This window comes from Skermania piniformis, from assembly GCF_019285775.1.
Classification (GTDB): domain Bacteria; phylum Actinomycetota; class Actinomycetes; order Mycobacteriales; family Mycobacteriaceae; genus Skermania; species Skermania pinensis.
This window is the reverse complement of sequence record NZ_CP079105.1, coordinates 1,816,868-1,842,044: the sequence shown is the minus strand read 5'-3', so window position 1 is coordinate 1,842,044 and position 25,177 is coordinate 1,816,868. Positions and strand designations below refer to the sequence as shown.

22 protein-coding genes and 1 pseudogene are annotated in these 25,177 nt (G+C 69.2%); 14 read left to right on the top strand and 9 right to left on the bottom strand.

Annotated elements, in window-relative coordinates; genetic code table 11:
* Positions 1–6: 6 nt before the first annotated feature.
* Positions 7–1,173, bottom strand: a complete 1,167-nt coding sequence (locus tag KV203_RS08530; protein ID WP_066468256.1) for a CaiB/BaiF CoA transferase family protein — start codon at positions 1,171–1,173, stop codon at positions 7–9.
* A gap of 38 nt (positions 1,174–1,211) precedes the next feature.
* Entirely contained in the window at positions 1,212–2,678 is a 1,467-nt protein-coding gene (locus KV203_RS08525) for an aldehyde dehydrogenase family protein (protein WP_066467931.1), read from the bottom strand.
* A 193-nt stretch (positions 2,679–2,871) separates the two neighbouring features.
* Between KV203_RS08525 and KV203_RS08520 the strand changes: the two genes are divergently transcribed.
* Genes KV203_RS08520 through KV203_RS08485 form a run of 8 tightly spaced genes read left to right on the top strand, consistent with a single transcriptional unit; the run spans position 2,872 to position 10,027 of the window.
* Complete coding sequence (locus tag KV203_RS08520; RefSeq protein WP_066467930.1) at positions 2,872–3,579, top strand: SDR family NAD(P)-dependent oxidoreductase; 708 nt, start codon at positions 2,872–2,874, stop codon at positions 3,577–3,579.
* Between the two features lie 31 nt (positions 3,580–3,610).
* Positions 3,611–4,471 (top strand): mycofactocin-coupled SDR family oxidoreductase, encoded by an 861-nt coding sequence (locus KV203_RS08515; protein WP_066467929.1) that lies wholly within the window; start codon positions 3,611–3,613, stop codon positions 4,469–4,471.
* A 14-nt stretch (positions 4,472–4,485) separates the two neighbouring features.
* Positions 4,486–4,695, top strand: a complete 210-nt coding sequence (locus tag KV203_RS08510; protein ID WP_066467927.1) for a ferredoxin — start codon at positions 4,486–4,488, stop codon at positions 4,693–4,695.
* Positions 4,692–6,098: a cytochrome P450 gene (locus tag KV203_RS08505; RefSeq protein WP_083529861.1), complete on the top strand. Its 1,407-nt coding sequence runs from the start codon at positions 4,692–4,694 to the stop codon at positions 6,096–6,098. The genes KV203_RS08510 and KV203_RS08505 overlap by 4 nt, the downstream gene beginning before the upstream one ends.
* Positions 6,085–7,746 (top strand): thiolase C-terminal domain-containing protein, encoded by a 1,662-nt coding sequence (locus tag KV203_RS08500; protein WP_066468254.1) that lies wholly within the window; start codon positions 6,085–6,087, stop codon positions 7,744–7,746. The genes KV203_RS08505 and KV203_RS08500 overlap by 14 nt, the downstream gene beginning before the upstream one ends.
* 30 nt (positions 7,747–7,776) lie before the next feature.
* Positions 7,777–8,691 (top strand): alpha/beta fold hydrolase, encoded by a 915-nt coding sequence (locus KV203_RS08495; RefSeq protein ID WP_066467925.1) that lies wholly within the window; start codon positions 7,777–7,779, stop codon positions 8,689–8,691.
* Positions 8,692–8,696: 5 nt separating this feature from the next.
* Positions 8,697–9,209 carry a DoxX family protein gene (locus KV203_RS08490; protein ID WP_066468253.1) on the top strand — a complete coding sequence of 171 codons (513 nt, stop codon included), beginning with the start codon at positions 8,697–8,699 and terminating at the stop codon, positions 9,207–9,209.
* Complete coding sequence (locus KV203_RS08485) at positions 9,209–10,027, top strand: NAD(P)-dependent oxidoreductase (RefSeq protein ID WP_066467923.1); 819 nt, start codon at positions 9,209–9,211, stop codon at positions 10,025–10,027. Before KV203_RS08490 ends, KV203_RS08485 begins: the two co-directional genes overlap by 1 nt.
* 45 nt (positions 10,028–10,072) lie before the next feature.
* On the opposite strand, the gene KV203_RS08480 is transcribed toward KV203_RS08485, so the two are convergent.
* Together KV203_RS08480 and KV203_RS08475 are read right to left on the bottom strand one after the other, a co-directional pair.
* On the bottom strand, positions 10,073–11,311 hold the full coding sequence (locus KV203_RS08480; RefSeq protein WP_373279207.1) for a serine hydrolase: 1,239 nt from the start codon (positions 11,309–11,311) through the stop codon (positions 10,073–10,075).
* A pseudogene (locus KV203_RS08475) lies at positions 11,308–11,527 on the bottom strand (hypothetical protein); the annotation flags it as partial. The pseudogene KV203_RS08475 and the gene KV203_RS08480, both read right to left, overlap by 4 nt.
* Positions 11,528–11,816: 289 nt before the next feature.
* On the opposite strand from KV203_RS08475, the gene KV203_RS08470 reads away from it, so the two are divergent.
* Positions 11,817–12,071 carry a LuxR C-terminal-related transcriptional regulator gene (locus tag KV203_RS08470; RefSeq protein WP_066467921.1) on the top strand — a complete coding sequence of 85 codons (255 nt, stop codon included), beginning with the start codon at positions 11,817–11,819 and terminating at the stop codon, positions 12,069–12,071.
* A gap of 9 nt (positions 12,072–12,080) precedes the next feature.
* Here the strand turns inward: KV203_RS08470 and KV203_RS08465 are convergent, their stop codons facing one another.
* The 5 genes from KV203_RS08465 to KV203_RS08445 all read right to left on the bottom strand — a co-directional run bounded on the left by KV203_RS08465 (position 12,081) and on the right by KV203_RS08445 (position 19,905).
* Positions 12,081–13,484, bottom strand: a complete 1,404-nt coding sequence (locus KV203_RS08465; protein ID WP_066467919.1) for a hypothetical protein — start codon at positions 13,482–13,484, stop codon at positions 12,081–12,083.
* Positions 13,481–15,184: a hypothetical protein gene (locus KV203_RS08460; RefSeq protein ID WP_066467917.1), complete on the bottom strand. Its 1,704-nt coding sequence runs from the start codon at positions 15,182–15,184 to the stop codon at positions 13,481–13,483. The genes KV203_RS08465 and KV203_RS08460 overlap by 4 nt, the downstream gene beginning before the upstream one ends.
* Positions 15,185–15,203: 19 nt before the next feature.
* Positions 15,204–17,207, bottom strand: a complete 2,004-nt coding sequence (locus KV203_RS08455) for a hypothetical protein (RefSeq protein WP_066467915.1) — start codon at positions 17,205–17,207, stop codon at positions 15,204–15,206.
* Positions 17,204–18,409 carry a CHAT domain-containing protein gene (locus KV203_RS08450; protein WP_169797470.1) on the bottom strand — a complete coding sequence of 402 codons (1,206 nt, stop codon included), beginning with the start codon at positions 18,407–18,409 and terminating at the stop codon, positions 17,204–17,206. The genes KV203_RS08455 and KV203_RS08450 overlap by 4 nt, the downstream gene beginning before the upstream one ends.
* Before the next feature lie 89 nt (positions 18,410–18,498).
* Positions 18,499–19,905 carry a phenylacetate--CoA ligase family protein gene (locus tag KV203_RS08445; RefSeq protein WP_218821023.1) on the bottom strand — a complete coding sequence of 469 codons (1,407 nt, stop codon included), beginning with the start codon at positions 19,903–19,905 and terminating at the stop codon, positions 18,499–18,501.
* Between the two features lie 303 nt (positions 19,906–20,208).
* On the opposite strand from KV203_RS08445, the gene KV203_RS08440 reads away from it, so the two are divergent.
* The 5 genes from KV203_RS08440 to KV203_RS08420 are packed head-to-tail and all read left to right on the top strand — an operon-like array spanning position 20,209 to position 25,055.
* Complete coding sequence (locus tag KV203_RS08440) at positions 20,209–21,339, top strand: hypothetical protein (protein WP_066467906.1); 1,131 nt, start codon at positions 20,209–20,211, stop codon at positions 21,337–21,339.
* Positions 21,336–23,165, top strand: a complete 1,830-nt coding sequence (locus KV203_RS08435) for an AAA family ATPase (RefSeq protein WP_066467905.1) — start codon at positions 21,336–21,338, stop codon at positions 23,163–23,165. The genes KV203_RS08440 and KV203_RS08435 overlap by 4 nt, the downstream gene beginning before the upstream one ends.
* The gene (locus tag KV203_RS08430; RefSeq protein WP_066467903.1) at positions 23,162–23,818 is read left to right on the top strand and encodes a 4Fe-4S cluster-binding domain-containing protein; all 657 of its coding nucleotides are present in this window, start codon (positions 23,162–23,164) and stop codon (positions 23,816–23,818) included. Before KV203_RS08435 ends, KV203_RS08430 begins: the two co-directional genes overlap by 4 nt.
* Positions 23,806–24,300, top strand: coding sequence for an FHA domain-containing protein (locus KV203_RS08425; RefSeq protein WP_066467901.1), 495 nt, complete (start codon positions 23,806–23,808; stop codon positions 24,298–24,300). The genes KV203_RS08430 and KV203_RS08425 overlap by 13 nt, the downstream gene beginning before the upstream one ends.
* Positions 24,297–25,055 carry a PP2C family protein-serine/threonine phosphatase gene (locus KV203_RS08420; protein WP_066467900.1) on the top strand — a complete coding sequence of 253 codons (759 nt, stop codon included), beginning with the start codon at positions 24,297–24,299 and terminating at the stop codon, positions 25,053–25,055. Before KV203_RS08425 ends, KV203_RS08420 begins: the two co-directional genes overlap by 4 nt.
* Positions 25,056–25,177: the final 122 nt, after the last annotated feature.

Sequence of the window (25,177 nt, the reverse complement as noted above, 5' to 3'; positions counted from 1 at the left end):
TCCTGTTCAGGCGACCGCGCCGGCAATCTTCAGCGCGGTGATCCGGTCCCAATCGAGCCCCAGCTCGAGCAAGATCTCTTCGGTCTGCGCCGCGAACTCCGGCCCCGGCTGCAGCTGCGGCGCCGTCGCATCGAACTGCACCGGGCTGGCGGCCAGCTCCAGCTCGCCGGCCGCCACGACGTACTCGTTGGCGCGAACCTGGCCGTCGGTGAGCAGCTGCAGCGAGTCCTGCACCGGCGCCCATGGACCCGAGAGGGTGGCCAACCGTTCGCTCCACTCCGCCAGGGTCCGCTCGGCGATCACCGCGCGCAGCACAGCCACCGCCGCCGCGGTGTTCTCGGCGATCGACGCCGCGTCGGCGAACCGCGCATCCTCGGCCAGCTCGGGCCGGTCCAGATGCCGGCACACCTCGGCCCAGAACTTCGCCGGCTGCAACATGACCAGCGACAGGTACCGGCCGTCCGCGGTGGCGTAGAGACCGGACAACGGATTGGTCGGCGCGCCGTGCGCGCCCGGCGCGGGCGCGACCATCGGCTGTTGCTGTTGCGCGGACAACGCCACGGTGTGGCCGAGCGCCCAGATCCCGCTGCCCAGCAACGACACGTCCACCACCGACGTCGCACCGGTGCGTTCGCGTTGCAGCAGCGCGGCCGCGATGCCCCCGGCGAGGTTCGTGCCGGAGATCGTGTCGCCGAACGCCGGTCCGGGTGGCGCGACGATGCCGTCCATCCCGGGCGGGGTGAGCGTGGCCGCGATTCCGCCGCGGCACCAGAACGCCGTCATGTCGTACCCGCCCCGATCCGCCTCACCGCCACGCGGGCCGAGCGCACTGCCGCGGGCGTAGACGATATCCGGGTTCACCGCGCGGATGTCGTCGACGTCGATGCCGAACTTGACCCGCGCTTGCGGCAGAAAGCTGGTCAGGAACACGTCGGCGCCCTCGGCCAGCTGCAGGATCAGCTCGCGGCCCGCCGCTACGGACATGTCGATCCCGATGCTGCGTTTGCCCCGGTTCGCATGCTCCACATTGGGATTCGGCTCACCCTCGACCACGAACGGACCGACTCGGCGCAGCCCACGCTGGGGGTCGCCGGTGACCGCGTGCTCGACTTTGATCACGTCGGCCCCCCAGTCGGCGAGCACGGCGCCGGCCGACGGCACGAAGCCGTACATCGCGACTTCGAGCACGGTGATACCGCTCAGCGGCCCACTCACGGCACGATCTCCGCGAGCGTCTTACGCTCCAGGAACTCGGCCATCCCGTCGCGACCCATCTCCCGCCCGATCCCGGACTGCTTGTAGCCACCGAACGGCGCGTCGGGATGAAAGTAGTTGCCGCCGTTGACACTGAACGTGCCGGCACGCACCCGTCGAGCCACCGCCTTGGCTCGCTCCGAATCGGCGCCGAACACCGCCCCGGACAAGCCGTAGCGCGAGTTGTTCGCGATCCGCACCGCGTCGTCGTCGTCGGTGTACGGGATCAACACCAGGACCGGACCGAACACCTCCTCCTGGGCGATCTCGCTGTCCGGGTCGACGTTCGCGAGCAGGGTCGGGGCATAGAAGAAGCCCGGCTCCAGCTTCTCGCCACCGGTGACCAGGGTCGCGCCGTCGGCAACCGCACGCTGCACCAGGCCGTCGACCTTGTCTCGTTGCCGCTCGCTGATCAGCGGGCCCATGTAGGTGCTGGAGTCGCCCGGATCCCCGTGTCGGACGTGCCCGAAGTTGGCCGCCACCAGCTGCGCTACCTGATCGTGGGCCGCGGCCGGGACCAGGAGCCGGGTGGTCAGCGCACATCCCTGACCGGCGTGGGTGACGATGCTGAATGCCGCGAACATGGCCGCCGTGGTGAAGTCCGCGTCGTCGAGCAGGATCATCGCCGACTTGCCACCCAGCTCGAGGAACACCCGCTTGAGTGTTCCGCTGGCGGCCGCCATGATCTCGCGCCCGACCGGGGTGGAACCGGTGAAGGTGACCACGTCCACGTCCGGGTGGGTGGTCATCCGCTTGCCCACCGCCACATCGGATGAAGACAGCACGTTCACCACACCCGCCGGGATGTCGGTGTGTTCGGCGATGATCTCACCCAACGCAAGGGTGGCCAGGGGGGTGTCGGGAGCGCCCTTGAGCACGATGGTGCAGCCGGCCGCCAATGCCGGCGCCAGCTTGGCCAGCGCCAACTGATGGGGGTAGTTGTAGGCGACGATCGCGGCGACGACGCCGGCGGCTTCGTGCTCCACCCAGCGGTGGTGCTGCTGACCACGGACTTCGACGTTGCCCAGATCCTCGGTCCAGGCGTAGTCGTCGAGCAGGTCGGCGTAGTAGCGGACGATCTCGAACGGTGCCTCGAGTTGATTGCCCAGAGTGAGGTTGCGGGTGGCGCCGACCTCGGCGATGGTCAGCTCCCGCAGCTCCTCGACGTTGTCCCGGAGGGCTTGGTAGAGCTGACGCAGGCACCGGGCACGCAGCTCGACGTCGGTAGCCCAATCGGTGGTGTCGAACGCGCGCCGCGCGGCCGCGATCGCGGCGTCGGCCTCGGCGACTCCGGCCTCGGGTGCGAAACCGTAGACCTCACCGGTCGCCGGATTGAGCGACGCCAGGGTGCGGTCCGTCTCGATCAGTTCTCCGTCGATCAGCAGCCGACGAGTCACCGTCACGGCCTTCTCCTGCGTCGACATCCGTCTCCTCCTCGTGGCGGTAATGATGTTCTCCACCTACGAGAAGCATACATCTCCAGATGTGACCTGGGACATACCCACCCTTGCCGCCCCGCGGTTGCTGAGAGTACGATTTCCATTGAATGGAAGTGGCATTCTTGCCGCGGTGATTCGTGTCGGTCGGCCGTTCCGACCGAGGAGAGGGAAACTCGACGTGAAGACGGCTGTGGTCACCGGCGGCGCCTCCGGCATCGGCCGCGGAATCGCCGAACGATTGCGCAGCGACGGGTTTCACGTCGCCACCCTGGATCTGAATCCCCCCGCGGAGGACGATCTGGCCTTCCGCGCAGATGTCACCGACCCGGAACAGGTTGCCGCGGCGGTCGATGCGATCCGCGGTCGGATCGGACCGGTGACGGTGCTGGTGAACTCGGCCGGACTGGACGGCTTCAAACGGTTCCGCAACCTCTCCTTCGCCGAGTGGCAACGGGTGATCGAGGTGAACCTGCACGGTGTCTTCCATGCCGCGCAGACCGTCTTGCCGGACATGTTCGACGCCGGTTGGGGCCGAATCGTCAACATCTCGTCGTCGAGCACGCACTCCGGCCAGCCGTTCATGGCGCACTATGTCGCCGCGAAGTCCGCGGTGAACGGGCTGACCAAGGCGCTGGCGCTGGAGCTCGGCCCGTCCGGGATCACCGTCAACGCGGTAACTCCCGGATTTATCGACACACCGATGCTGCGCAAGAGCGAGGAAGCCGGTCGCCTGGGCGGCACCGTCGACGAGCACATCGCGCGCACCCCGGTACGCCGCGTCGGCACGCCGGCCGATCTCGCCGCCACCTGCTCCTTCCTGATCGCCGAGGAAGCCGGCTACATCACCGGTCAGATCATCGGAGTCAACGGCGGCCGGAACACCTGAGTCAGGAAACCGCAATCAGAGAGGAACCCCGATGGGACGCGTAGAGGGCAAGGTCGCCTTCGTCACCGGCGCCGCCCGCGGCCAAGGCCGAAGCCACGCCGTACGGCTCGCGGAGGAGGGCGCCGACATCATCGCCGTCGATATCTGCCACGACATCGACTCGATCGGCTACCCGCTCGCCCGGCCGGAAGATTTGGACGAGACCGCCCGACTGGTGGAGAAGACCGGGCATCGGATCATCGCCGAACAGGCCGACGTCCGCGACGCCGCACGGCTGCGCGAGGTGGTCGAGCAGGGTGTCGCCGAGTTCGGCCACCTCGACGTCGTGGTCGCCCAGGCCGGGATCGCCGGGATGAAGGGCGAGCCGCAATGGCAGGCCTGGTCCGATGTCATCGACACCAACCTGATCGGCGTGATCAACACCATCCAGGCGGCACTTCCGCACCTGAATGCCGGCGCGTCGATCATCGCGACGGGTTCGGTAGCGGCGCTGATGGACATCTCCAAGACCGACGTGCCAGGGCGAGATCCGGGCGGCGTGGCCTACGTGGTGGCCAAGCGCGGACTGGCCCAGTACGTGCACATGCTCGCGCTGCATATCGCACCGAAGAGTATTCGGGCCAACGTGATCCACCCGACCAACTGCAACACCCCGATGCTGCAGAGCGAGCCGATGTACCGCTCGTTCCGGCCCGATCTGGAGAATCCGACCCGCGCCGATGCCGAACCGGTCTTCAGCGTGCAGCAGGCGATGCCGACCCCGTACGTCGAGGCGGGCGATATCAGTGACGCGGTGCTGTTCCTGGCCTCCGACGAGTCACGTTTCGTCACCGGAACACAACTGCGAATCGATGCCGGCGGCTATCTGAAGTGGTACGAGCACCACATCTGAGAGGACGAAGCTCCATGAAGGTTCACGTCGACCACGAACGCTGCCAGGGACATACGCTCTGCGCAATGACCGCTCCGCAGGCGTTCGAGCTCAGCGATATCGACGGCCACGCGTCGCCGGTCACCGAGCAGGTCCCGGTCGAGCAAGAGGCGGATGTACGCGAGGCGGTGCAGTCCTGTCCGGAGCGGGCCATCTCGCTGGTCGAGGAGGAAGCACCGGTATGACGACGGACCACGATGCGGCGGTCGGCAGTGACCTGACGACAGCCGCCGACCTGACGACAGCCGCCACAGACGCTCGCAAGACACCGCGCTTCCACTTCGATCGCTACGCGCCGGAGTATCGCGAACAGTTCCAGACGATCACCGAGCAGATGCAGGACGAGTGCCCCCTCGCCTGGAGCGATACCTACGACGGCCACTGGGTTGCCGCCGGCAATCGCGAGGTGTTCGAGCTGGCGCGCTGTCCGCACGTCTCCAACGACCACGACGTCAACGGCGAACGCAAGGGTTACCAGGGGATCTCGATTCCCAAGCCGGCCCGGGCGAGCGGCGTCCGCGGCGGCATCCTGGAGATGGACGAGCCCGAGCATCGGGAACTGCGCTCGGCGCTGAACCCCTATCTGTCTCCGGCAGCGGTGAAACGCTGGATTCCGTTCGTCGACGAGGTGGTCCGCGCGGCGCTCGACGAACACATCGAAAGTGGCCGGATCGACTTCGTCGACCACCTGGCCAACGTCGTTCCCGCGGTGCTCACCCTCGGGATGCTCGGTGTGCCGCTGGCCAAATGGGAGATCTACAACGAACCGGTACACGCCGCCGTGTACACCCCGCCCGACTCGCCGGACTATCCGCGGATCGCCGACATGCACCGGACGATGGGGATCGACCTGCTGACCAACCTGTTCGAGGTGCGGGGAAAACCCCGTCCCGGGCTGATCCAGGCGGTCGCGAATGCCACGATGAACGGCGAACCCGTACCCGACATGGAGATTCTGGGCATGCTCGCGCTGCTCATCGGGGGCGGCTTCGACACCACCACTGCGCTCACCGCACACGCGCTGGAATGGCTGTCGCAGAACCCGGAACAGCGAGACCTGCTGAGTCGAGAGCGCGACCACCTGCTCGACCCGGCCACCGAGGAGTTCCTGCGGTACTACGCGCCGGCACCCGGCGACGGCCGCACCATCGCAGCCGATTGCGAGGTGGCCGGGACCGCGTTCAAGGAAGGCGACCGGGTGTGGCTGTCCTGGGCGATGGCCAACCGCGATCCCGCGGTGTTCGAGGATCCGGACCAGATTCGACTGGACCGCCGCGGCAACCGGCACTACAGCTTCGGCCTGGGCATCCACCGATGCATCGGCTCCAACGTGGCCCGCACCGTATTCAAACGGATGCTGGTGGCGGTGCTCGACCGGATGCCGGATTACCGGGCGATCCCCGAGGAGACGGTGCACTACGACACCATCGCGGTGATCCAGGGCATGCGGCACCTACCGGCGACGTTCACCCCCGGTCCCCGACTCGGTCCCGGGCTGGCGGAAACCCTGGCGAAACTGCAACAGGTGGTCGACGATCAGGAACTTGCGGAGCCGGTCACCGTGCACCGTGACGATGCCCGAATCTAGGAACGCGTCCGGTCGACCACTACCACTGCTCGGCCTGGACACCGAATTCTTCTGGACCGCAGGCGGCGACGGCATCCTGCGGATCCAGGAGTGCCGGTCGTGCGCGGCGTTACTGCATCCGCCGCAACCGATCTGCCGATACTGCCGTGGCCACGATCTCGGGGTTCGGGACGTGTCCGGGGCGGCGACCCTGGCGAGCTACACGGTCAATCACCGATTCGCCGTGCCCGGGATGACACCGCCGTACGTGGTGGCCACGGTGGCTCTGGCCGAAGACCCGCGGGTTCGGCTGAGCACCAACATCATCGAAGCAGATCCGGCCGATCTTCGGTTGGGCATGCCGGTCGAGGTGGTGTTTCAGCCCGACGGCGACGTGTGGTTACCGCTGTTCCGGCCGACCGACGGCGCGCTCGGTCCGCTGCCGGTCGACGAGATCCCGCCGGACCGCTACGCCGAGCACGTCCGCCCGATGCTGGGCACCCGAAAGTTCGAGGACGACGTCGCGCTGACCGGAATCGGCATGTCCCGGATCGGTCGTCGGCTGATGATCCCCCCGCTCGCCCTCACCGTCGAGGCCTGCGAACGCGCGGTCGCCGATGCCGGACTGACCTTCGCCGACATCGACGGGCTGGCCTCCTATCCCGGCGGCGGCAACCTGGGCGGGATGGGCGAGGGCGGGGTCACCGCGCTGGAGGCTGCGTTGGGTATCCGGCCGGTCTGGCACAACGGTGGGATCGAGACCTTCGGGCCGGGCGGCTCGGTCATCGCCGCGATGATCGCGGTCTCCGCCGGCGTGGCCCGACACGTGGTGTGTTTCCGGACGGTCTGGGAGGCGACGTTCGCCGAGCTGATGAAAACCGGCCGGATCACCCCGTCGGGCGGCCGGACCACCAGCTGGCAGTTGCCGTTCGGGGCGACGTCTGCGGCGCATACCCTGGCGCAGAAGGCGCAACGGCACTTCCACGACTACGGAACGACGCGCGAGACGCTGGGCTGGATCGCGCTGAACCAGCGGGCGAACGCCGCCCTCGACCCGACCGCGGTGTACCGCGATCCGATGACGATGGACGACTACCTGAATGCCCGGCCGGTCACGACCCCGTTCGGGCTCTACGACTGCGACGTCCCGTGCGACGGCGCGGTAGCCGTCGTGGTCTCGGCCAAGGATGCCGCCAAGGACCTGCCGAGCACGCCGGTGCTGGTCGAGGCGGTCGGAACGCAGATCGTCGAACGGATCGAGTGGGACCAGAGCACCCTCACCCACGAACCACAGGTGCTCGGCCCCGCCGCGCACCTGTGGACGCGCACCGATCTGCGTCCGGACGACGTCGACGTGGCCGAACTCTACGACGGCTTCACGTTCAACTGTCTGTCCTGGATCGAAGCACTCGGCTTCTGCGGAATCGGCGAGGCGCGGGACTTTCTCGACGGTGGACACACCATCGCCCGAGACGGGAAGCTGCCGCTCAACACGCACGGCGGGCAGCTCTCGCACGGCCGGACCCACGGTCTGGGGCTGCTGCACGAGGCCGTGGTGCAGCTGCGCGGGGACGGCGGCGCCCGGCAGGTGCCGGATGCCCGGGTGGCGGTCGTCACCAGCGGCGGGCTGACCCCGGGCGGTGCGCTACTGCTGCGGGCCGATTCATGACGCGAGCCGATTCATGACGCGAGCCGATTCATGACGCTGACTCGGTCCGAGCTCCCCGATACCGGTGTTCCCGAACCGGAATCGGTGGTCGTCGACGTCGCGGGCATCCCGGTGTCGGCGCTGCTGGCGGAGTCACCCGATCCGCGAGCGGTGCTCGTCGCCTTGCACGGCGGCGCCACCACCGGCGCCTACTTCGATTATCCCGGCCATCCGGAGTTGTCGCTGGTCCGCCTGGCCCGCCGACTGGGGTTCACGGTGCTCGCGCCGGACCGGCCGGGTTACGGGGCATCGGCACCGTTCACCGACCGGCTCGCCACCCCGGCGGCCCGAGTCGATCTGATGTTCGGGGCGGTACAGGCACTTCTGGCCGGGCTACCGCGTGGCGCCGGCTTGTTCCTGCTATCGCATTCGGCCGGATCGGAGCTGACGCTGCGGATGGCGACCGATGTCCGCTACCGCGATCTGATCGGGCTCGAGCTGGCCGGCACCGGCCGCGAGTACCACCCGGATGCGATGGAGCTGCTCCGTTCGGTGAGTCCGGACAACCCCCGGCCGCCCGGGGTCGGTGACCTGATCTGGAACCCGATCCACCTCTATCCGCCGGACGTGCTCCGTGGCGGCGCGATCGCGGTACCCGGTCCGCGGATCGAAGCGACCGGCGTCGTCGACTGGCCGAACAAGGACTTCCCCGAGCTCGCTGCCCGGGTGCGAATCCCCGTGCGATTCACCGTCGGCGACCACGAACGGGTGTGGCGCAGCGATCCGGCGGGACTGGCCGAGGTCGGTGCCCTGTTCACCGCGGCGCCCCGGGTGGTGCTCAATCGGCAGTTCGGCACCGCCCACAACACCAGCGTCGGGTACACCGCCGCGGCCTACCACCTGGGTGTGCTGTCGTTTGTCGAGGAGTGCATCGTGACGGCCGAAACGGCACCGCCGGAAGGATGATCGGAATGGAAGCGACGGATACCGCGCTCCTGCTGCTACGACTGGTAGTGGGTGTGACGCTGATATCGCACGGGGTGAACCACTGGCTCGGCGGCGGCAAGATCGCCGGCACCGGACGCTGGTTCGAGAGCCTCGGCCTGCGCAACGGTGTGTTCCAGGCATGGATGAGCGTGGTCACCGAGATCGGCGCCGGCGTGTTGCTGATCCTCGGCCTGCTCACCCCGCTCGCCTGCGCCGCCGTGGTCGGCGTGATGCTGGTCGCCGGGTTGCTGGCGCACCGACCGAACGGCTTCTTCGTGTTCAAGGAGGGCTACGAGTACGTGCTGGTGCTCGCCGTCACCGCGGTGGCACTCGCCATGCTGGGCCCGGGCCGGGCCTCGATCGACCACGCCGCCGACATCGTCGTCGACGGTTGGGCCGGCGGTGCGGCCGCGGCCGGACTCGGCGCGCTCGCGACCGCCGGTCTGCTGGCTGTGTTCTACCGCCCCGCCCCTGCCCATGCCGAGAAGGTGGCGTGATGCGGGTCGGATTCATCGGACTGGGCAGCCAGGGTGGGCCGATGGCACGACGGATCGCCGAGGCCGGCTATCCGACCACACTGTGGGCACGCCGCCCGGTGTCGGTGGAACCGTTCTCCGACACCGCGGCGGCCGTCGCCGACTCCCCCGCCGCCCTCGCCGCAACCAGTGACCTGGTCGGGATATGCGTCGTCGGCGACGCCGACGTCCGCGAGGTGGTGACCGGCGAGCAGGGCGTGCTCGCCGGGCTGGCGCCGGGCTCGATCCTGGCGATCCACTCCACCGTGCATCCGGACACCTGCCGCGAACTGGCCGAACTAGCCGGTGTCCAGGGTGTCTCGGTGATCGACGCGCCGGTCAGCGGTGGCGGTCAGGCGGCCGCCGAGCAGCGACTGCTGGTGATGGTCGGCGGACCGGACGATGTGGTCGAGCGGGCCCGGCCGGTGTTCGCCACCTACGCCGACCCGATCGTCCATCTGGGCGAGGTCGGCTCCGGCCAGATGGCAAAACTGCTGAACAACGTGCTGTTCACGGCCAACCTCGCGACCGCGCAGGGCACTCTACGGCTCGGCACCGAACTCGGCGTCGCCCCGGAACGGCTCGGCGAGGTGATCACCCACGGAACCGCGAACAGCTTCGCGCTCGGCCGGATCGTCTCGGCCGGCGGCACCCTGGACCGGCTGGCCCAGCACGCCGGCGACCTGCTGCGCAAAGACGTCGGGCTGATCGCCGAGCTGGCCGCCTCGGCCGGCGTGACCCCGGGGATCGAACTCGACGCCGCCGACGCCACCCTGGCCCTGATGAATCGCCGGCGCTGAGGGAGCGGGCAACAGTTCACCCGAGTCCTCGACCTCGATGCCGACCTACGCAGACCGCGGCACCGTCGCCGCTATCCGGTCCAGCACCGCCGGGAACTTGCTGCCGGTCTGGATGAACGGCTTGCCCGACGAGATGATCGCTGCGGCCAATCCGCGCTGTGGGTCCGCCCACCCGAGCACCTCGACCAATCCGGGATGGCCGAAAGCCTGCGGGGTGCCACGACCGAACATGCCGAACCGGCTGGAGCCGAGCATGAAGCCCTGGCCCATCCGGACCGGCCGGCCCATATTCACCAGCTCCGGACGCAGCCGCATCGACTGCACGCGTGCCTGGCGCACGGTCTCCGGCCGGATCACCCGGACACCGTCGAGTTCGCCGCCCCGCCGCAAAAGCTCGTAGAACCGGGACAGCTCGCGGGCAGTCGAGACCGTATTGCTGGACGGCACCACCCCGGTCAGGAAGCGCGGATCGTTCGAAATCGCGATGGTCTTCTCGAAGTCGGCACCCAGCACCAGCTTCGCGACCTGACCGATCTGCCGGGATCGGATGCCGGTCACGTGCGCGGGCGCGACCGCGGCGACGTCCTCGGGTACGACACCGTAGTTGGTCCAGCGGAACCCCAACGGATCGAGGATCTCCGCCGCCAGGATCTCGCGGATGCTCTTTCCGGTTGCACCGCGAACGATCTCACGGGTCAGAAAACCGAACGTCAGAGCATGGTAGATATGGAACGCGCCCGGTCGATGCAGCGGTTTCATCCGCACCAGCCCGTCAACCGCGACCGCCGGATCGTCGATGTCGTCGAGCCGGCCGACCCGCGCCTGGGGAAAGGGCACGCCGGCGGAATGGGTTAGCACGTGGCGGACGGTCGTCGCCCCCTTGCCGTTGCGCTCGTATCCCGGGATGTGGTCACTTACCCGGTCGTCCAGCGACAGCACCCCCCGCTCGGCCAACAGGTGCAGCACAACCGTGGTGATGCCCTTGGCCGCGGAATACGCACAGAACGGTGTGTCCGGGGTGGCGAGCACCCGGTCGGTGTCCGCACGGTCGTCCGGGGCGTTGCCCCACCCGTGTCCGATAGCGCGGTCGAGCACGACCGCACCGTCGACCCGCAGACACACCTGGATCGCCGGGTGCAGCCCGGTCCGATACCAGTCCTGGACCGACCGCCAGATCTCGTCGACGGCGATCCCGCCTGCCTGTTCGATTCCGGCGGTGGTGACCGAGTCGAGATCCTCGGGTACCGCAACGCGCGTGCCCTCCATCATGTCCGAGCACCCTATCCGGACTCCTGACGTTCGGCCGCTCCGATCGCCTGGTTCGAGCCCTGCCGGTCCCGCAGCCACAGCCCGGCCGGCGCGCGTGGCAGCCCGACGTCGGCCAACGTGAGGATGCCGGGCGGGGCCGCGGCGACATCACCGACCGCGCTGACCGCAGGCATCGCGGTCATCGTGTCCGCCCCAGCTCTCCGGCGGGACTAAGCGGATCCGGGTCCGCACACTGTTCGCCGCCCGCCCCCATGCGAGCAGCGCTGACCGGAATCGCGCCACCAAGGGCTCGGTGCGCGAATTTCGCGCCTCGGTCGGCGAGTTCCTCGGCAAGGACTCGGCCACCGCCCGAGCAACCGCAGCCACCCTCGGCGTCGACTCCGGACTGCTCCGCCATCTATTTGTGATGTAGATCACTCGAACATCCATGTCGGTCATTCGGCCTGGACCTGCTCGGTAGTCGAGCGCGCCGGACATGCGGCCGCGCCCGACCACTCGACCGGGAAAGGCGAACCCTCCGATGACAACCACAGACCCCGGCGCTGCACGCCGACCTACGCTGACCCGACGCGAGAAGCAGGTGCTGCTCACCTGGCTGCGCTGCGACTCCAAGGGCACGACCGGGAGCCGGCTCTACATCTCGCCGGCAACCGTGAGTACCCACATCGAGCGGATCCGCCGGAAGTACGCCGCAGCCGGACGGCCCGCCAGGACGAAGTGCGATCTGTTCGTGCGGGTGGTACAGGACGGGATCGTGCAACTCGACGAGTGGTAGACCCCGGACCTACGCACCGGGCCGGGCTCCGCCGGAGCCGGCGGCGTCGAGCAAGCCCAACAGATCCAGCTCCGCGAGCGTGGGCGACGCCAGGCGATCGACGGCTGGTTCGGGCAGGCCCGGATTCCGGCTACGCAACATGCGTGCCCGGCCACTGCCGGCGCGCTCCAGTGCGGCTATCTGCAGCGCCATCGCTTCGGTTGCCCAGCGGTCCCGGCCGTCGGACGAGGTCGCAGCGGCTTCGTCGGCCACGATCGCCCACAATGCCGCGACCTCGCCCCAGCGGGCAGACTCCACCAATCCGATCGAAGCAAGGCGTTCGGTGACCAACGCCCGTGCGGCGCAGCGGCGCACCCGCTGCAGCTGTCGCCGGACCGGATCGGTCTCGGAAAGCCTCGGGTTGGATACGAGGAAGACGTCGATCACGTCCGTGCCGCTGGACGGCCGATCCAGCACCGCCCGGCCCCGGTACTCCGCGATCGTCCGGTCCGGGTAGAGCGCGCACTGGCCGATCGGCATCGCGTCGGTCCCGACGACCCTCGCCATCAGGTAGCCGTCGTCGACGTCGGGATCCAATCGACGAGCTGCGCCACCGAGCGCCGGAATCGTGATCTCGATCGAGTCCCCGGCCGCCCTGGCGACGATCGTGTCCTCGGCCAGGTCGACGATTCCGGGCGGGATCAAGCGCCAGTCGGCCGAGCTGCGGCGCACGGCGACCGAATCGGGCGGCTCCCGGCCGGATTCCCCGAGGGTGGCCGCCTGCCCCTGCCGCGCCACCGCCCGCACCACGTCCCAGAGCCGGGCGCGCACCGGCCGATCCGGGGCGGGCTCGCCGTTCGACTCCGGCCACGGATCCGGCAGTTCGATGCCGGGCAGATGATCGCGTGCCGCTTCGACCGCAGCGCGCACAGCCAGGGCCGCGACCGGCGTCAATCGGCCACCAGCCGCTCGCTCCGCCAGCATTCGAATCGGCTCCGCCGCCGCGGCGGCCAGTTCCTCGCACCGGTCCGGATCGGCGAGATCGCCGGCCCGGGCAGCACAACGGAACCGGTCGATATCGAGCAACTGCGGGTCGAGCCGATTCGGCGACCAGATCGCGAGCCATTCGACCCGGGCCCACTCCACCACGCCCCACCACCAGTCACCGGAGGGCAGATCCAGCTCCCGCGTGCCGACCGAGCGGAAATCCGCCGTGGCATCACCGAGCAGTTCGCGAAGCACCAGTTCGGCCTGCTCGTCGGCGTCGGGGAACTCGACGAGCAGCGGTACGCGGGGGCGCAACGGATCGAGGACGACGCTCACTCCGCCGGCGAGGAACACCCGAACCGACGCAGCCGGACCCGCGCCGGGACCGATGATCTGCGCACCCTCGTCGTCCCGGACGTACCGGATGTTTCCGGCGGGATTCGTCATCGCCCAGCACCGACCTCGAGTTGTGCCCGGACCATCTTGATCAGCAGCGCGCGGGTCTGCCGCACCTCCCGCTCCCGACGTTGCCGTTGCCGCTCGCCCACCGAGCCGGGCGCCCAGGCCTGCTGCACACTGCACCGGAGCGCCTCGTCGAAGTCGAGATCGGCACCCGCGGGTAGGCCCCAGTGCGCCCGGACCGCGCCACGACCGCGCACCTGGGCCAAGAACCGCCGGGCGTGATGGATCGCTCGCGGATCCGCCTGCACGTGCTCCGGGATCCGATCCATCGGCAGTATCCGCGACAGCAACACAGCCCATCCGTCGCCGAGCTCGTCAGCAGACCCCGGATCCTCGAGCACAGCGTCGGCCGGATCCGGGGCGTGGGATCCGGCCGAGCTTGCTGCGACCCAGTAGCGGGTCTGCTGGACGGACGCCTCGACTTGCTTCTTGATCATGGTGAGCCAGGCTCGCTGCCCGATCACCTTGATCATGCCGTGCACCGCCAGGACGGTTGGAAAGTCCGCTGCGGGCCCGTCGAGCTCACTTCGGATCAGCTGCTGCCGAAACCGGATCACCATGTCCCGCTGACACTCCCGAATGAACGCCGGGTGTTCCCCGGTCGCGATGTTCTCCTCGGCCAAGTGTCGGCGCAGCACCACGGCGGGGCCGTTCCAGGGCCGCTGCTGCCAGGTCCGGTCGTGCAGCGGCACCGCTTCGCCGACCACACCGCGGATGCTCTCGTCGATGCCCACGCCGTCCAGCGCGGCCTCCGGCCAACCGTGCGCATGATCGGGAACGGCGGCGACGCCGGGAGTCGCGGCGGCAACCCGGAGCAGATCCATCCCGCCCACCATGTCGTGCGTGCCGTCCGTATAACGACGACAGGCCCATGCCACCCGCTGCCGCGAGTCCTCCCGATCCACCTCGACAGCCGAATCCGCCGCCGCGGTGACCGAGTCGGCGGTCGACTCGGCATGGACGAGCAACCAGCCGACCATCATGAACCGCCGCTTCGCCGGGTCCATGATCCCGAACGGACAGTCGATCCGCGCGGCAGCGGCGGTCACCTGCTCCGCGAGGCTCGCCTGCCGGCCGGCCGGGCTGCGCTCGACCGCGCCGAGCAACACCTCGGCGGCCGGCCGGATCAGGTCGTCGAGGTCACCGTCGTCGGCCACGAACCCCGCAGCGGTGCACCATATCTGCCGGGCCGCTGCCCATTCCGCCGAGCGATCGGATTGCGCCCGGATCCGGCTGAGCTGCGCCAGCGGATCGCCGGCCGTGCGGGCGATCGCACGCTCGAACTCCGCCACCAGCTCGGCGACGTTCTCCTCGACCCCCCGGGGGTTGCGCCGCCGGTCGGATATCCGGTTGTCCACAAACTTCTGCCTCAGCTGCGCCCGTTCGGCATCGGCTCCGACGAGCGGATCCGTGCGCTCGACGAACAATGCCTTCAGCTGCGCGCCCCGCTCGACAACGGTGAGCCAGGCGACGCACTCGGCGGCCACCAACGGCCACACCGTGGTGGCCAGTTCCGATGAGAGTTGTTGCTGCGCTGTGACAGCCACCCGTCGATCGCGGAAGATCGCTTCGATGGCCCGGGTGTGGGCGGACGTCCGGAACCGTCCGACGCTGGTGCCAGCCGCTTCGATCTCTCGCCGATGACCCGCTGCCCACTCGCCGACGTAGTCCGCCACCGAGGTCATCGAACCGCCTCCCGGCGGCTCACCGGAACGCGATCTGGACGTCCCAGGCCATCGGCTCACCCGCATCGGCCGACGGCTGGAGGTAGCCGGCGAGCAACGGTCCCCACGGCATCAGAATCGGCGGCGGAGCCGCGATCCGCATCCGGCTCGGGTCACCGGTGTCGAGCAGGGTCAGCACGCCGTCCCACTGTACCGACGGGGACTGTGTCGCCGCGGCAAGGTCGGTCGCCGGACCTGGGTCGGGGTCACCGCCACCGAACGACGACAACCGCGAGATCGGATCGGGCCGGTCGACGGCACCGCGATCGGCCACATCGACATCGGCGGGCCGCGCGTTCGCCCGCAGGAATTCCATCAGCTCCGCCGCGCGGCGGGGGTCGCCGAGTTCGTCGGCCAGATCCAGGACGAGCGTCTGGGCCACGCCGTGCCGTTCTCGCCAGCTGTCCCGGTCGCGCGCGACGACCAGGTCATAGCGGGTCTCGTCGATGTCCAGCAGCGTCGATACCGCTACGTCGAACGCTGCCGTGGGCCGACCCAGCCCACGCAACGCCAACGCGTACTCCAGGTCGGCCCGGACCGCGTCGCCGTGCGCACCGACCGCCCGAAAGCCGGTCCGGGCCGCGACCAACTCACGCAGACCCTCCTCGGCCCGTTCGGGCGACTCCGCTCCGCCCCGGACCAGCGCAGCACCGAGTCGGGCCCGAGCGACCGACGCCTTGTTCTCGTTGTCCAGTTGGGCGAACCGCGCCGCGGCGTCCCGGAGCAACCGCTCCGCTTCCCGATGGTGTCCACGGGCGATCGCGATGAAGCCCCGGGCGCAATCGACGTCGGCCTCCGCCTCGGCAACGGTGATCGCCCCGGCCAGGGTCGGGTCCACCCGGGGATCGAGGCGATCCAATAGTCGCTCCGCTTCGTCGAACCGGCCGGCGTCGATCTGGGCGGTCGCGATCGTGTACAGCGCACCGTGGGCCTGGTACCGCATACCGATCTCGCACCAGATGTCGTGGGCGCGGGTGAGCAACGCAACGGCCTCGTCCAGTCGGCCGACGACCAGCTCGCGCACCCCTCGGGTGGCCAGATCGCTGGCCGCGACCGCCGGATTCTCGAAGGCCGCGGCACCGTCGGTCGGAGCCACGCGCTCCTCCTCGACCGCAACATCGGGCGAGACACCCTGGGGCAGTCCGGATCTCAGGTCGATCAGGGCGATATTGCGCTCCGCAATCGCCGCTGCGGCCGGCGCGCCGGCCGCGACGAGCTTGTCGCGCGCATCGGTCATGATCGCCCGGGCCTGGACCAGCTCGCCATCGAGCACCGCCATCCCACCGATGTTCACGAGCGACTGCGCGGCGGCGACCCGACCACCGAGCTCGACGAACAGATCGTGCACCTCGTAGGCCAGCTCGATCGCGTCGTCCCGGTCCCCCAATCGGTACTTCACCAGCGCGAGCAGACCCAACACCGCGACGCAGTGCGGACTGTCCCGCTCGGCGAACGCCTCGTGCAGATCGATCAGCGCATCGTGCAGTTGCTCATCGACGTCGCCGGCTTCGAACCGGACCGCGAGATCCTGGTATCTGCCCTCGAGGTCCTCGTCTTCGGCGGCGACCTCCGAACGGAGCCGATCCGCCCGTTCGCGCAGCTGGTTCGACTCGGCGACCCGGCCCTGCTGCCGCCGGATCTGGGCGAGGTTGTCCAGCCAGATCAGCAGGTGCGGCTGGTCACCGTCGCGTTCGGCCCGCTCGATCGCGACGGCCAGGTCGGCGCACGCACCGTCGAGGTCGTGCAGCTGGGCCCGCGCGCCGCCTCGATCGCCGTGGAACGCGCCGTAGTACCCGCTCGCCGGGTCCAGGGTGCGCAGCGCCTCGTCGTAGTACGCGCGAGCGCCCCGCCAGTCATGAGCCTGAAACGCGAGGTCGCCGAGGCCGCCGGTGAGCACCGCGCACTCCTGCTCGTCACCGACCGAGCGGGCCTGTTCGAGCAGCCGGTGGATCTCGGCCTCGATCTCGGCGGGACCGGCGTTCATCGTGGGCTCCCGGCGAGCGCACACACTTGATAGGTCGTCGGCGAGGCCCACAGCAGCGGCGCGGTCGCCGGCGACGGGGCGGTGCGCCAGTCCGACAGCCTGCCCAGCTGCCAGTGCCGAATCGTGTCCACCGGGTCGGGCGCGCCGAGGGCAGTGTCCACAGCCAACGCCAGGTCGGTGGTCGGCGTGGCACCGGATACCCCGACGGCGATATCGGTCGGCAATGACCAGCGGGTCGCCGTCACCACCCGCGCCCCCGCTCGCACGGCGGCCATAGCCAACCCCATCTGCTCGTAGAGGTGCGTGTCGTTGCTATGGCAGCTGACGAACCCGACCCGTTCCGGCGCTGGCCAGCGGGCCGGCTCACGGATCCACTCCGCAGCGACGAACGGCTCGAACGGACCACCGGTGCCGGGGTCGGCGAGCACCAGCCCGGCCGCCGCCGGTGCGGTACTGGTGCCGGCAATCGTGTGCCCGTAGTACAACATTCGCTGCCACGTTCGCCCGCTCAGCATCGCCGACAGTGCATCCTTGGTGACCGGGACCCCGGTGTCGGCCTCGTTCAGATAGTCGTCCTCCGGGCCCATGGCGTCGTACCACCGGTCGTCGATCGCCGGGCCGAACACCGGCGCCGGCACCGATCCGGCATAGGTTCCGCCGCGCGCGCGGGCAGCGGCCGAACGCGGGCCCGGATCGAGTACCCGAACCGCGCCGGCGGCAGGGGCGGTACGGCCGCTGTCGGCCGCCCGGATCGCGGCGCCGAGACCACCACGGATCCGGGCCTTTTCGACCAGCCGGGTGCCGGCCGCGTCGACCGCCAGCAGTTCCCACGGCACCCGGGCGAGCAGTGGGCCCGGCGCGATCACCACCGTCTCGTCCAGGCCCGCCTGCCCGAGCGCGGCGGTCAGCACCGGAGGAAGCAGCACCCGACCGAGATCTGCTGCGAGTGCCCGCTCGGCACGTGGTTCGGCGAGCGCCCCGGTCCAGACCGCACCACGGCGCCCGTCGTCGGTCGCGGCGCCGATCGCCAAAGCGTCGACCAGCCTGCCCAGCAGGGGCTGCACCGTTGCCGACGGGATCCGACCGGACAGTGGCCGTGAGACCAGGCCGACCGCGCCGTCGCCGAGGACGCGACTGGTCAACCACCAGTGGACCGCGGACTGGGTCGGCCAGAACCCCAGCCACCAAACCCGATTCGTCACATCCACCTCGTACGGAGCTACTGATCGGCAACAGTAGCGCGCCGGTCCGGGCCGTGACCATGACCCCTCGCGATCAGGATCCCTCGCGATCAAGACGCCGCCGTCCAGCGATGCTTGGGTCCGTGCAGGAAACGATCGCTGCCGTAGGGATGCAACTCGACCCTGGGCTCGGCACGCTCGCCGAGGGTGTCATGGAGTTTCCGGTACTCGGTGCTGGTTCGGCGCAGCGAGTCGACCACCGATCGCTGCACGAACGTGGCCAAGGCGTCGCCGCCCGACCCGCCGACGCACAACTCCACGTCCAGCACCAGGTGTTGCTCGAAGTCTGCGTCTACCGCTCCGGAGAGGACGAACTTTCCGCTCAGCCGGCCCGCGGCGGCCCGGTCCTCGATGGCCGGTCGCACCGACTCGTGGTAGAGCTTCACCGCGTAGAAGGTGGCAGCCACGTCGGTGCGACCGTGCAGCGCGATGAAGCCGGCGGTCCGGCTCGACGTCGCGATCGGCAGGTCATGGCCGTGGGCCCGCAGGACGGCGTCCAGTTCCGCCGCCGAGATCACCCGTCCGAGGTCGTTGATCCGGTATCGCACGAGCGGGATGGGCGTATCCGCGGTGAACAGCAAGCTCCCGTCCGTGCCCGCCTCGGTGCAGCGGTAGGCCGGCTCGTACTCGACGAAGGTCGGCTGGGTCGGCGCCGCCCCGTACAGAGCCCGATACAGCGCCGGATCGGCACGGGCGAGCCGACGCACGGCGATGGTGGTCGGGGTCTCGTTCCCCATCACGCCGGCATCCGCCGTGCCGTAGATCAGCGTCGTATGCTCCGCGGAATCCGCCCGGCCGATGCGGCCGAGGATCTGGTCGCGCCACTCCTCGGTGACGTTCTCGCCGGCCAGCAAGAGGCGCAGGTCCCGGTGCAGCACCGGATCCGGTGCCTGGTCCAGCACATCCTTGACGAACGGCGGGTACCCGGTCAGGATCACCTGATCGTAATGCGGCCCGAGCGTGGCGATGTTGTCCAGGATCCGTTCGATGTCCATGCCCGGGGTGATCACCGACAACCGGTGCTTGCGTGACCGGAGTCCGAGCGCCGCCAGATAGGTGTATATCCCACCGATCCAGTTGCCCATCGCGAATCCGTTCACGACCAACACCGAACGGCCCGGCACGGCAAAGCTGCGGCGGAAGATCCGGTCGTAGAGGTCGACGCTCTCCGCCGTCGAGGTACCGGCGCCACCCCAATAGGTCGATCGACCGGTCGATCCCGAGCTGGTCCACCAGGTGCCGAGGTCGGTCAGGTCACCGCCGGGGATCAGCTCGTCGAGCGGATACCGGCGTAGGTAGTTGTCCTTGGTCATGACCGGTATCCGGGAGTAGTCCGCCTCGGTCCGAATGGTTGCCGGTGCGACGCCATGATCGGCCAGGAAGTCGGAGTAGGCGCGAGCGCCCACCGCCCGCCGAAAGACGTTCAGGCCGAGATCGACACCAGGCGGGGTGGGCACGGTCGGGGATGACGAGTTGTCCTTGCGCATACCGACCGAGCACGTCCCGGTCCCCCGGACGACATCGGTGTGTGGCGGTATCGCCGTCGCTGTACCGATGTCGTCCCAACGGTGGACAGACGACGCCACCGAAGTCTGCAAGAATTCGCGTCGGCAGACGAATCCAGCTGTCGGGGTGGCAAGTCCGAGGATCGACTGGACCGCCGTCAGCGGTGCGGGTCCCGAACGGAAAGTGCGGTATCGAGTGGCCTATGCGCAGCCGGATTCGGGACTCGCGACCACCCCGGCACCGGGTGTCACGCCGTGAGCGGACCCAAAGGCATCAGTTACCGAATCGCCGCCGAGCAACGTGCAGCCGAAGCCGCGCAGGCACGCCGGGTCGCCCTCGAAGGGCGGGCCCGGGCTTTCACGGCTCGCTGCGTGGCCGCCGGCCATCCCGAGCTGGGGGTGTCACTCGGACCGGCCCGTGCCGGCTCCGCGGAGACGAACGCGGCGTGCGACGAACTCGAGCGGCGGCTGCTGGCGGCGGAAGCCGCGCTGACCGAACGATCGGCCGCCGACCGGAACCGCGAACTCTTCGCCGGAATGCAGAGCGCCTTGGACAAATTGGCGCAGCGCGAGCAGGCCGAGGCTGCGGCTCGAACCGAGCGGGTGGCCGACCCGCCGCCGGCTCCGGCCCGCCACGATCATGCCGACGAGGTTCAGCGTGTCCTTGCTACGTTGGCAGAGCGTTCGACCGAACTGGAAGCGGCCGGCCACGCGCTACTGTTCGCCGCCCCGGAGCGGGCCCGACTGCTCCTGCGGGACCTGTCCGCCCGCGTCACGGAGGCGAATCGCCGGACCGAGGGCGTTCGGCAGCTGCAATCCGAGATCGCCGCACTGCACGGCCGGGCGCAGCTGCTCGACGATCCGGGCCCGGTGCTGGAGCTGCTGGCGCGAGCCGAGTCCACCATCGGCGATCCTGCGCACGCCGAGTCGTTGCTGGACGCCGCACGGGAACTGCATGATCGACGACGCGATCACGAGACACCGGAACGCGATCGCCGGTTCGTGGCCGCCGCGGTGACCGCATCGCTGCAGGAACTGGGCTACATCGTCGCCGACGTCGAGCTGGAGACCAGCGAGTCGCTGGTCCTGCTCCCGCCGGGGAACGCCACCCATGCGGTGCGTGCGGTGGTCGCCGACGGCGAGATCGATCTGCGCACGGTACGGCTCGTCGCCGGCACCGACCGCGCCGAGGATCGCGGAGCCGAGCAGGCGCTGTGCGCAGACCTGCCCGCCTTCACCTCCGGCCTGCAGGCGCGGGGCGTGGCGGCCACCGTCACCCGACAGGTGCCGGCCGGGGTCGTATCGCCCCGGCTGCTGACCCGCAAGGTTGCCGGCGAGACCCGCTCGCATCGTCGCAGGACGACCCGTGAACGGAGCGCCGATTGAGCACCTCGGTGGATACCGCGACCGCATCGGCGCCCGCCTGGCTCCGTGAGATCGATGTCGCACTCGCGGCGAATCCGCAGATCCTGGTCACCGGCAACCTTCGCGATCTCGTTCTGGTCCCGGTGCCCGGCAAGGCCGCCGCTCGGCCCGTGTCGGTGGTCGACGCCCTGGTCAAGCAACTGGCCGCGGCAGGCCACACCGATGTGGTGGTCACCGATCCGGTCGACGGCGCTCGAGCGGCGATCGACTCCGGCACCGCCGCGACCATCGCCCGCACCGAACGAGGCGATGACGAGGGCGTGCTCGACACGCTCACCGAAGTGATCCGCCGGGTCGTGCACTCCCCCACTCCCTGCTGCCTGGTCATCGACAGCGCGTCCCGGCTGATCCCGGGTTCGGACTTCACCGACTCGGCCGTGCACCGGCTCCTGAGCACGGCCGAAAAACTGATGGTGACAGCGCGGCGGCTACCGGTCCCCGGGCCGCACCGCACCCCGCTGTACAACACTGTCGTGTGGTTGCTGGACCGTGCGAGCGACCTGCCGCATTGGCTCACCGGATCGGAACTGGCCCGGAACGTGTCGATCCCGGCGCCGGACATGCAGCAGCGGGTCACCATGGCACGCGGCCTGGTCGGCGCGCTCGACCGGGCGCCCACCCGCGGCACCCCCGAATTCACCGAGCTGGCTCAGACCTTCGCCGCCCGAGCCGACGGACTCACCCTGCGCTCGATGTCCGAGATCAACCGGCTCGCGATCGACCGGCGGATTCCGGCCGCCGACATCGACGTGGCGATCCAGACCTATCGCGTCGGCGTGCCGGACAACCCGTGGCAGTCGGACGATCTGCGGAAGCGCATTCGAGCGGGCACCGCACTACTGGGTGAGCGCGTGTTCGGCCAGCCGGCGGCGACTCGCAAGGCGCTGGACATCCTGATCCGCGCAGCGATGGGTCTCAGCGGTGCACAGACTCGAAGCAGCGCCGCTCGTCCGCAGGGCGTGCTGTTCTTCGCCGGCCCCACCGGTGTCGGCAAGACCGAGCTGGCCAAGTCGATCGCCGAACTCGTCTTCGGGCGGGACGACTCCTTCATCCGGTTCGACATGAGCGAGTTCACCTCCGAACACTCCGAAGCCCGACTGATCGGCGCGCCGCCGGGCTACACCGGTTTCGGCAGCGGCGGCGAACTCACCAACGCGGTTCGGCAGCAGCCGTTCCGGCTGGTCCTGTTCGACGAGATCGAGAAGGCGCACCCACGGATCCTGGACAAGTTTCTGCAGATTCTCGAGGACGGCCGACTCACGGACGGAACCGGCGGCACGGTGTATTTCTCGGAGACCCTGATCGTGTTCACCTCGAATCTCGGGGTCTACCGGGTGGACGCGCGCGGAGACCGGGTTCCGGTGGTCGAGCCCGGTGACTACGACAACGTCGAGCGCAAGATCCGGGCAGCGGTTGCCGAACACTTCACCAAGGAGATCGGCCGGCCGGAGCTGCTGAACCGGATCGGGGACAACATCGTCGTCTTCGACTTCGTCTCCGAGTCGGTGGCCCGGGACCTGGTACCGAAGTTCGTGCGCAACGTCGTGGACCGGGTCGAGGACCAAACCGGCGTTCGGGTCGAGGTCGCCGACCAGGTACTCGAGCAGATCGTCACCGAGGCGCTCACCAAGCTCGAGTTCGGCGGGCGCGGCGTCAGCAACACGGTGGAGTCCATGCTGGTCAATCCGCTTGCACGAGCGCTGTTCGGGCAGCCACCAGGAGCTGTCTCGGGGACCGTCAGCGCGATCGACCGCAGCGCCGAGGGCTGGCAGGTGACGCTTACATGACCGAACCGATACTGCTCTCCCGGTTGCACTTTCCGGTCGACAATCTCGGATACGGGAGCCGCGCGGGGATCTGGTTCCAGGGCTGCACGATCTACTGTCGCGGCTGTATATCCCGCGACACATGGACGTTCGACCCCGCGACGCGCACCGATGTCGAGGCGGTCCTGGCCTGGCTGCGGCGCCTCGACGGGCAGGTCGACGGGGTGACGATCTCGGGTGGCGAACCCACGGATCAACCCGAGGCACTGCTCGGCCTCCTGGCCGGGATCGCCGAGTGGCGTGGGGATTCCGAGATCGATGTGCTGATGTATTCGGGCCGATCCGCCGACACGCTCCGGCACGGCCTGCCATGGCTGTGGGAGTCGGTCGACATCCTGATCAGCGAGCCGTACGAAGCAAGCCGTGCCGCCGGCTGCGCGCTGCGCGGTTCGGACAACCAGCGGGTGAACCTGTTGACCGAACTCGCGCGGCGTCGCTACCCGGCCGAATCGCTGGAGAGCACGTACGCGCCGCAACGGACGAAGATCGGAGTGCATGTGGACCTCGAGTCGATCTGGCTGGTCGGTCTGCCCCACCACGGCGACCTGCCGAAGCTGCGCGACCACCTCACCGAACGCGGAGTAGAGCTGGGACGGACATCGTGGCTGACCTGACCGACCGAGACGACGTCGCGACCGTCCGGTGCCCGTGCGCCGAGACCTACGACCCGACGGAGCTGTTCCAATGCCCCCGGTGCGGGCGCAGCCCCGATGACGCGCTGCCCGACACCAACTCCCGGCCGGCGGGCGCGGCGCCGGGAACCGTAGTCGAATCGGGTGCTCCACCCGCTACGGCGGGCATCGGCGTCGTCGTGCGCGGGATCAGATTCGCCGTAGCCGACGGCGAGACGCTGATGTTGGGCCGCGACGACGACCTACCGACCGCCACCGCGCTGCGCAACGACGGCAATGTCTCCCGGTTCCATGCTTCGGTACGGCTGCAGGACGGCCGGCTGCACATCACCGACATGTCGACCAACGGAACCTTTGTGAACGGCAACCGGCTCACCAAGGGAACGGAGTACGAAGTGCTCCCACACCAGACCATCAGGTTCGCCTCCGACGTCCCGATCGAGCTGGATTGGCCGGACCGATGAGGATGCGTATCACCGCGCTCACCGACCGCGGCCACGAGCGGGAGCACAACGAGGACTGCGTGGGGTGGAACGGCTGGTCGATGACCGGCGGCCGGGCGAATCCCCTGGTCTTCGAGTTCGACGTCGTCCAGCCGACGGTCGTCGTGGTCTGCGACGGTATGGGCGGACACGCCGGCGGCAGCACAGCAAGCCGAATTGCGGCCGAAATGCTCAGCACGCCGGAATGGTTCGTCTCCACAGGGATCGCGCACGGCCAGCTCACCGAGCGTATCCAGCACGTATCCGACCGGCTCAACGACCTGTCCGGGGCCCGCTCGGAGCTGACCGGCATGGGATGCACCGCGGTCGGCGCGGTCGTCCATCCGGACGGCAGCGCACTGGTGTTCAATGTCGGCGACTCCCGCTGCTACCGCATCGAAGGGCGCTACCTGGCCCAGCTGACGGTCGACCATCGCCGGTCCGGCACCAACGTACTGACCCAGGCGCTCGGTGGCGGTCGCCGGTTGATCGTCGAACCCGACTTCTTCGAATGCGCAGTGCCCGAGGCGCCCGGACTGCTGCTGAGCACCGACGGGCTGGACGACTACGCAACACAGGACGCGATCGAGGAGTTGGCAATCGAAAACCGGCCCGATCTCGCAGTCCGTCTTCGCGACCTGGCACTCGCCGGGGGCGGCGGGGACAACGTGACGATCGTGCAGCTGGAGTACATCCGGCCCGTCGGCGCCGTGGCGATCGAGGAGCATCATGGCTGAACCCACCCGGATGGAACCCGGTGACGATCGCCCCCGGATCGACTACACCAAGCGTAACCGAGCGCCGAAGACAAGCCTGGACGCCGATCGGACACCGCTATCCGGTCCGGCACCTGCGACCA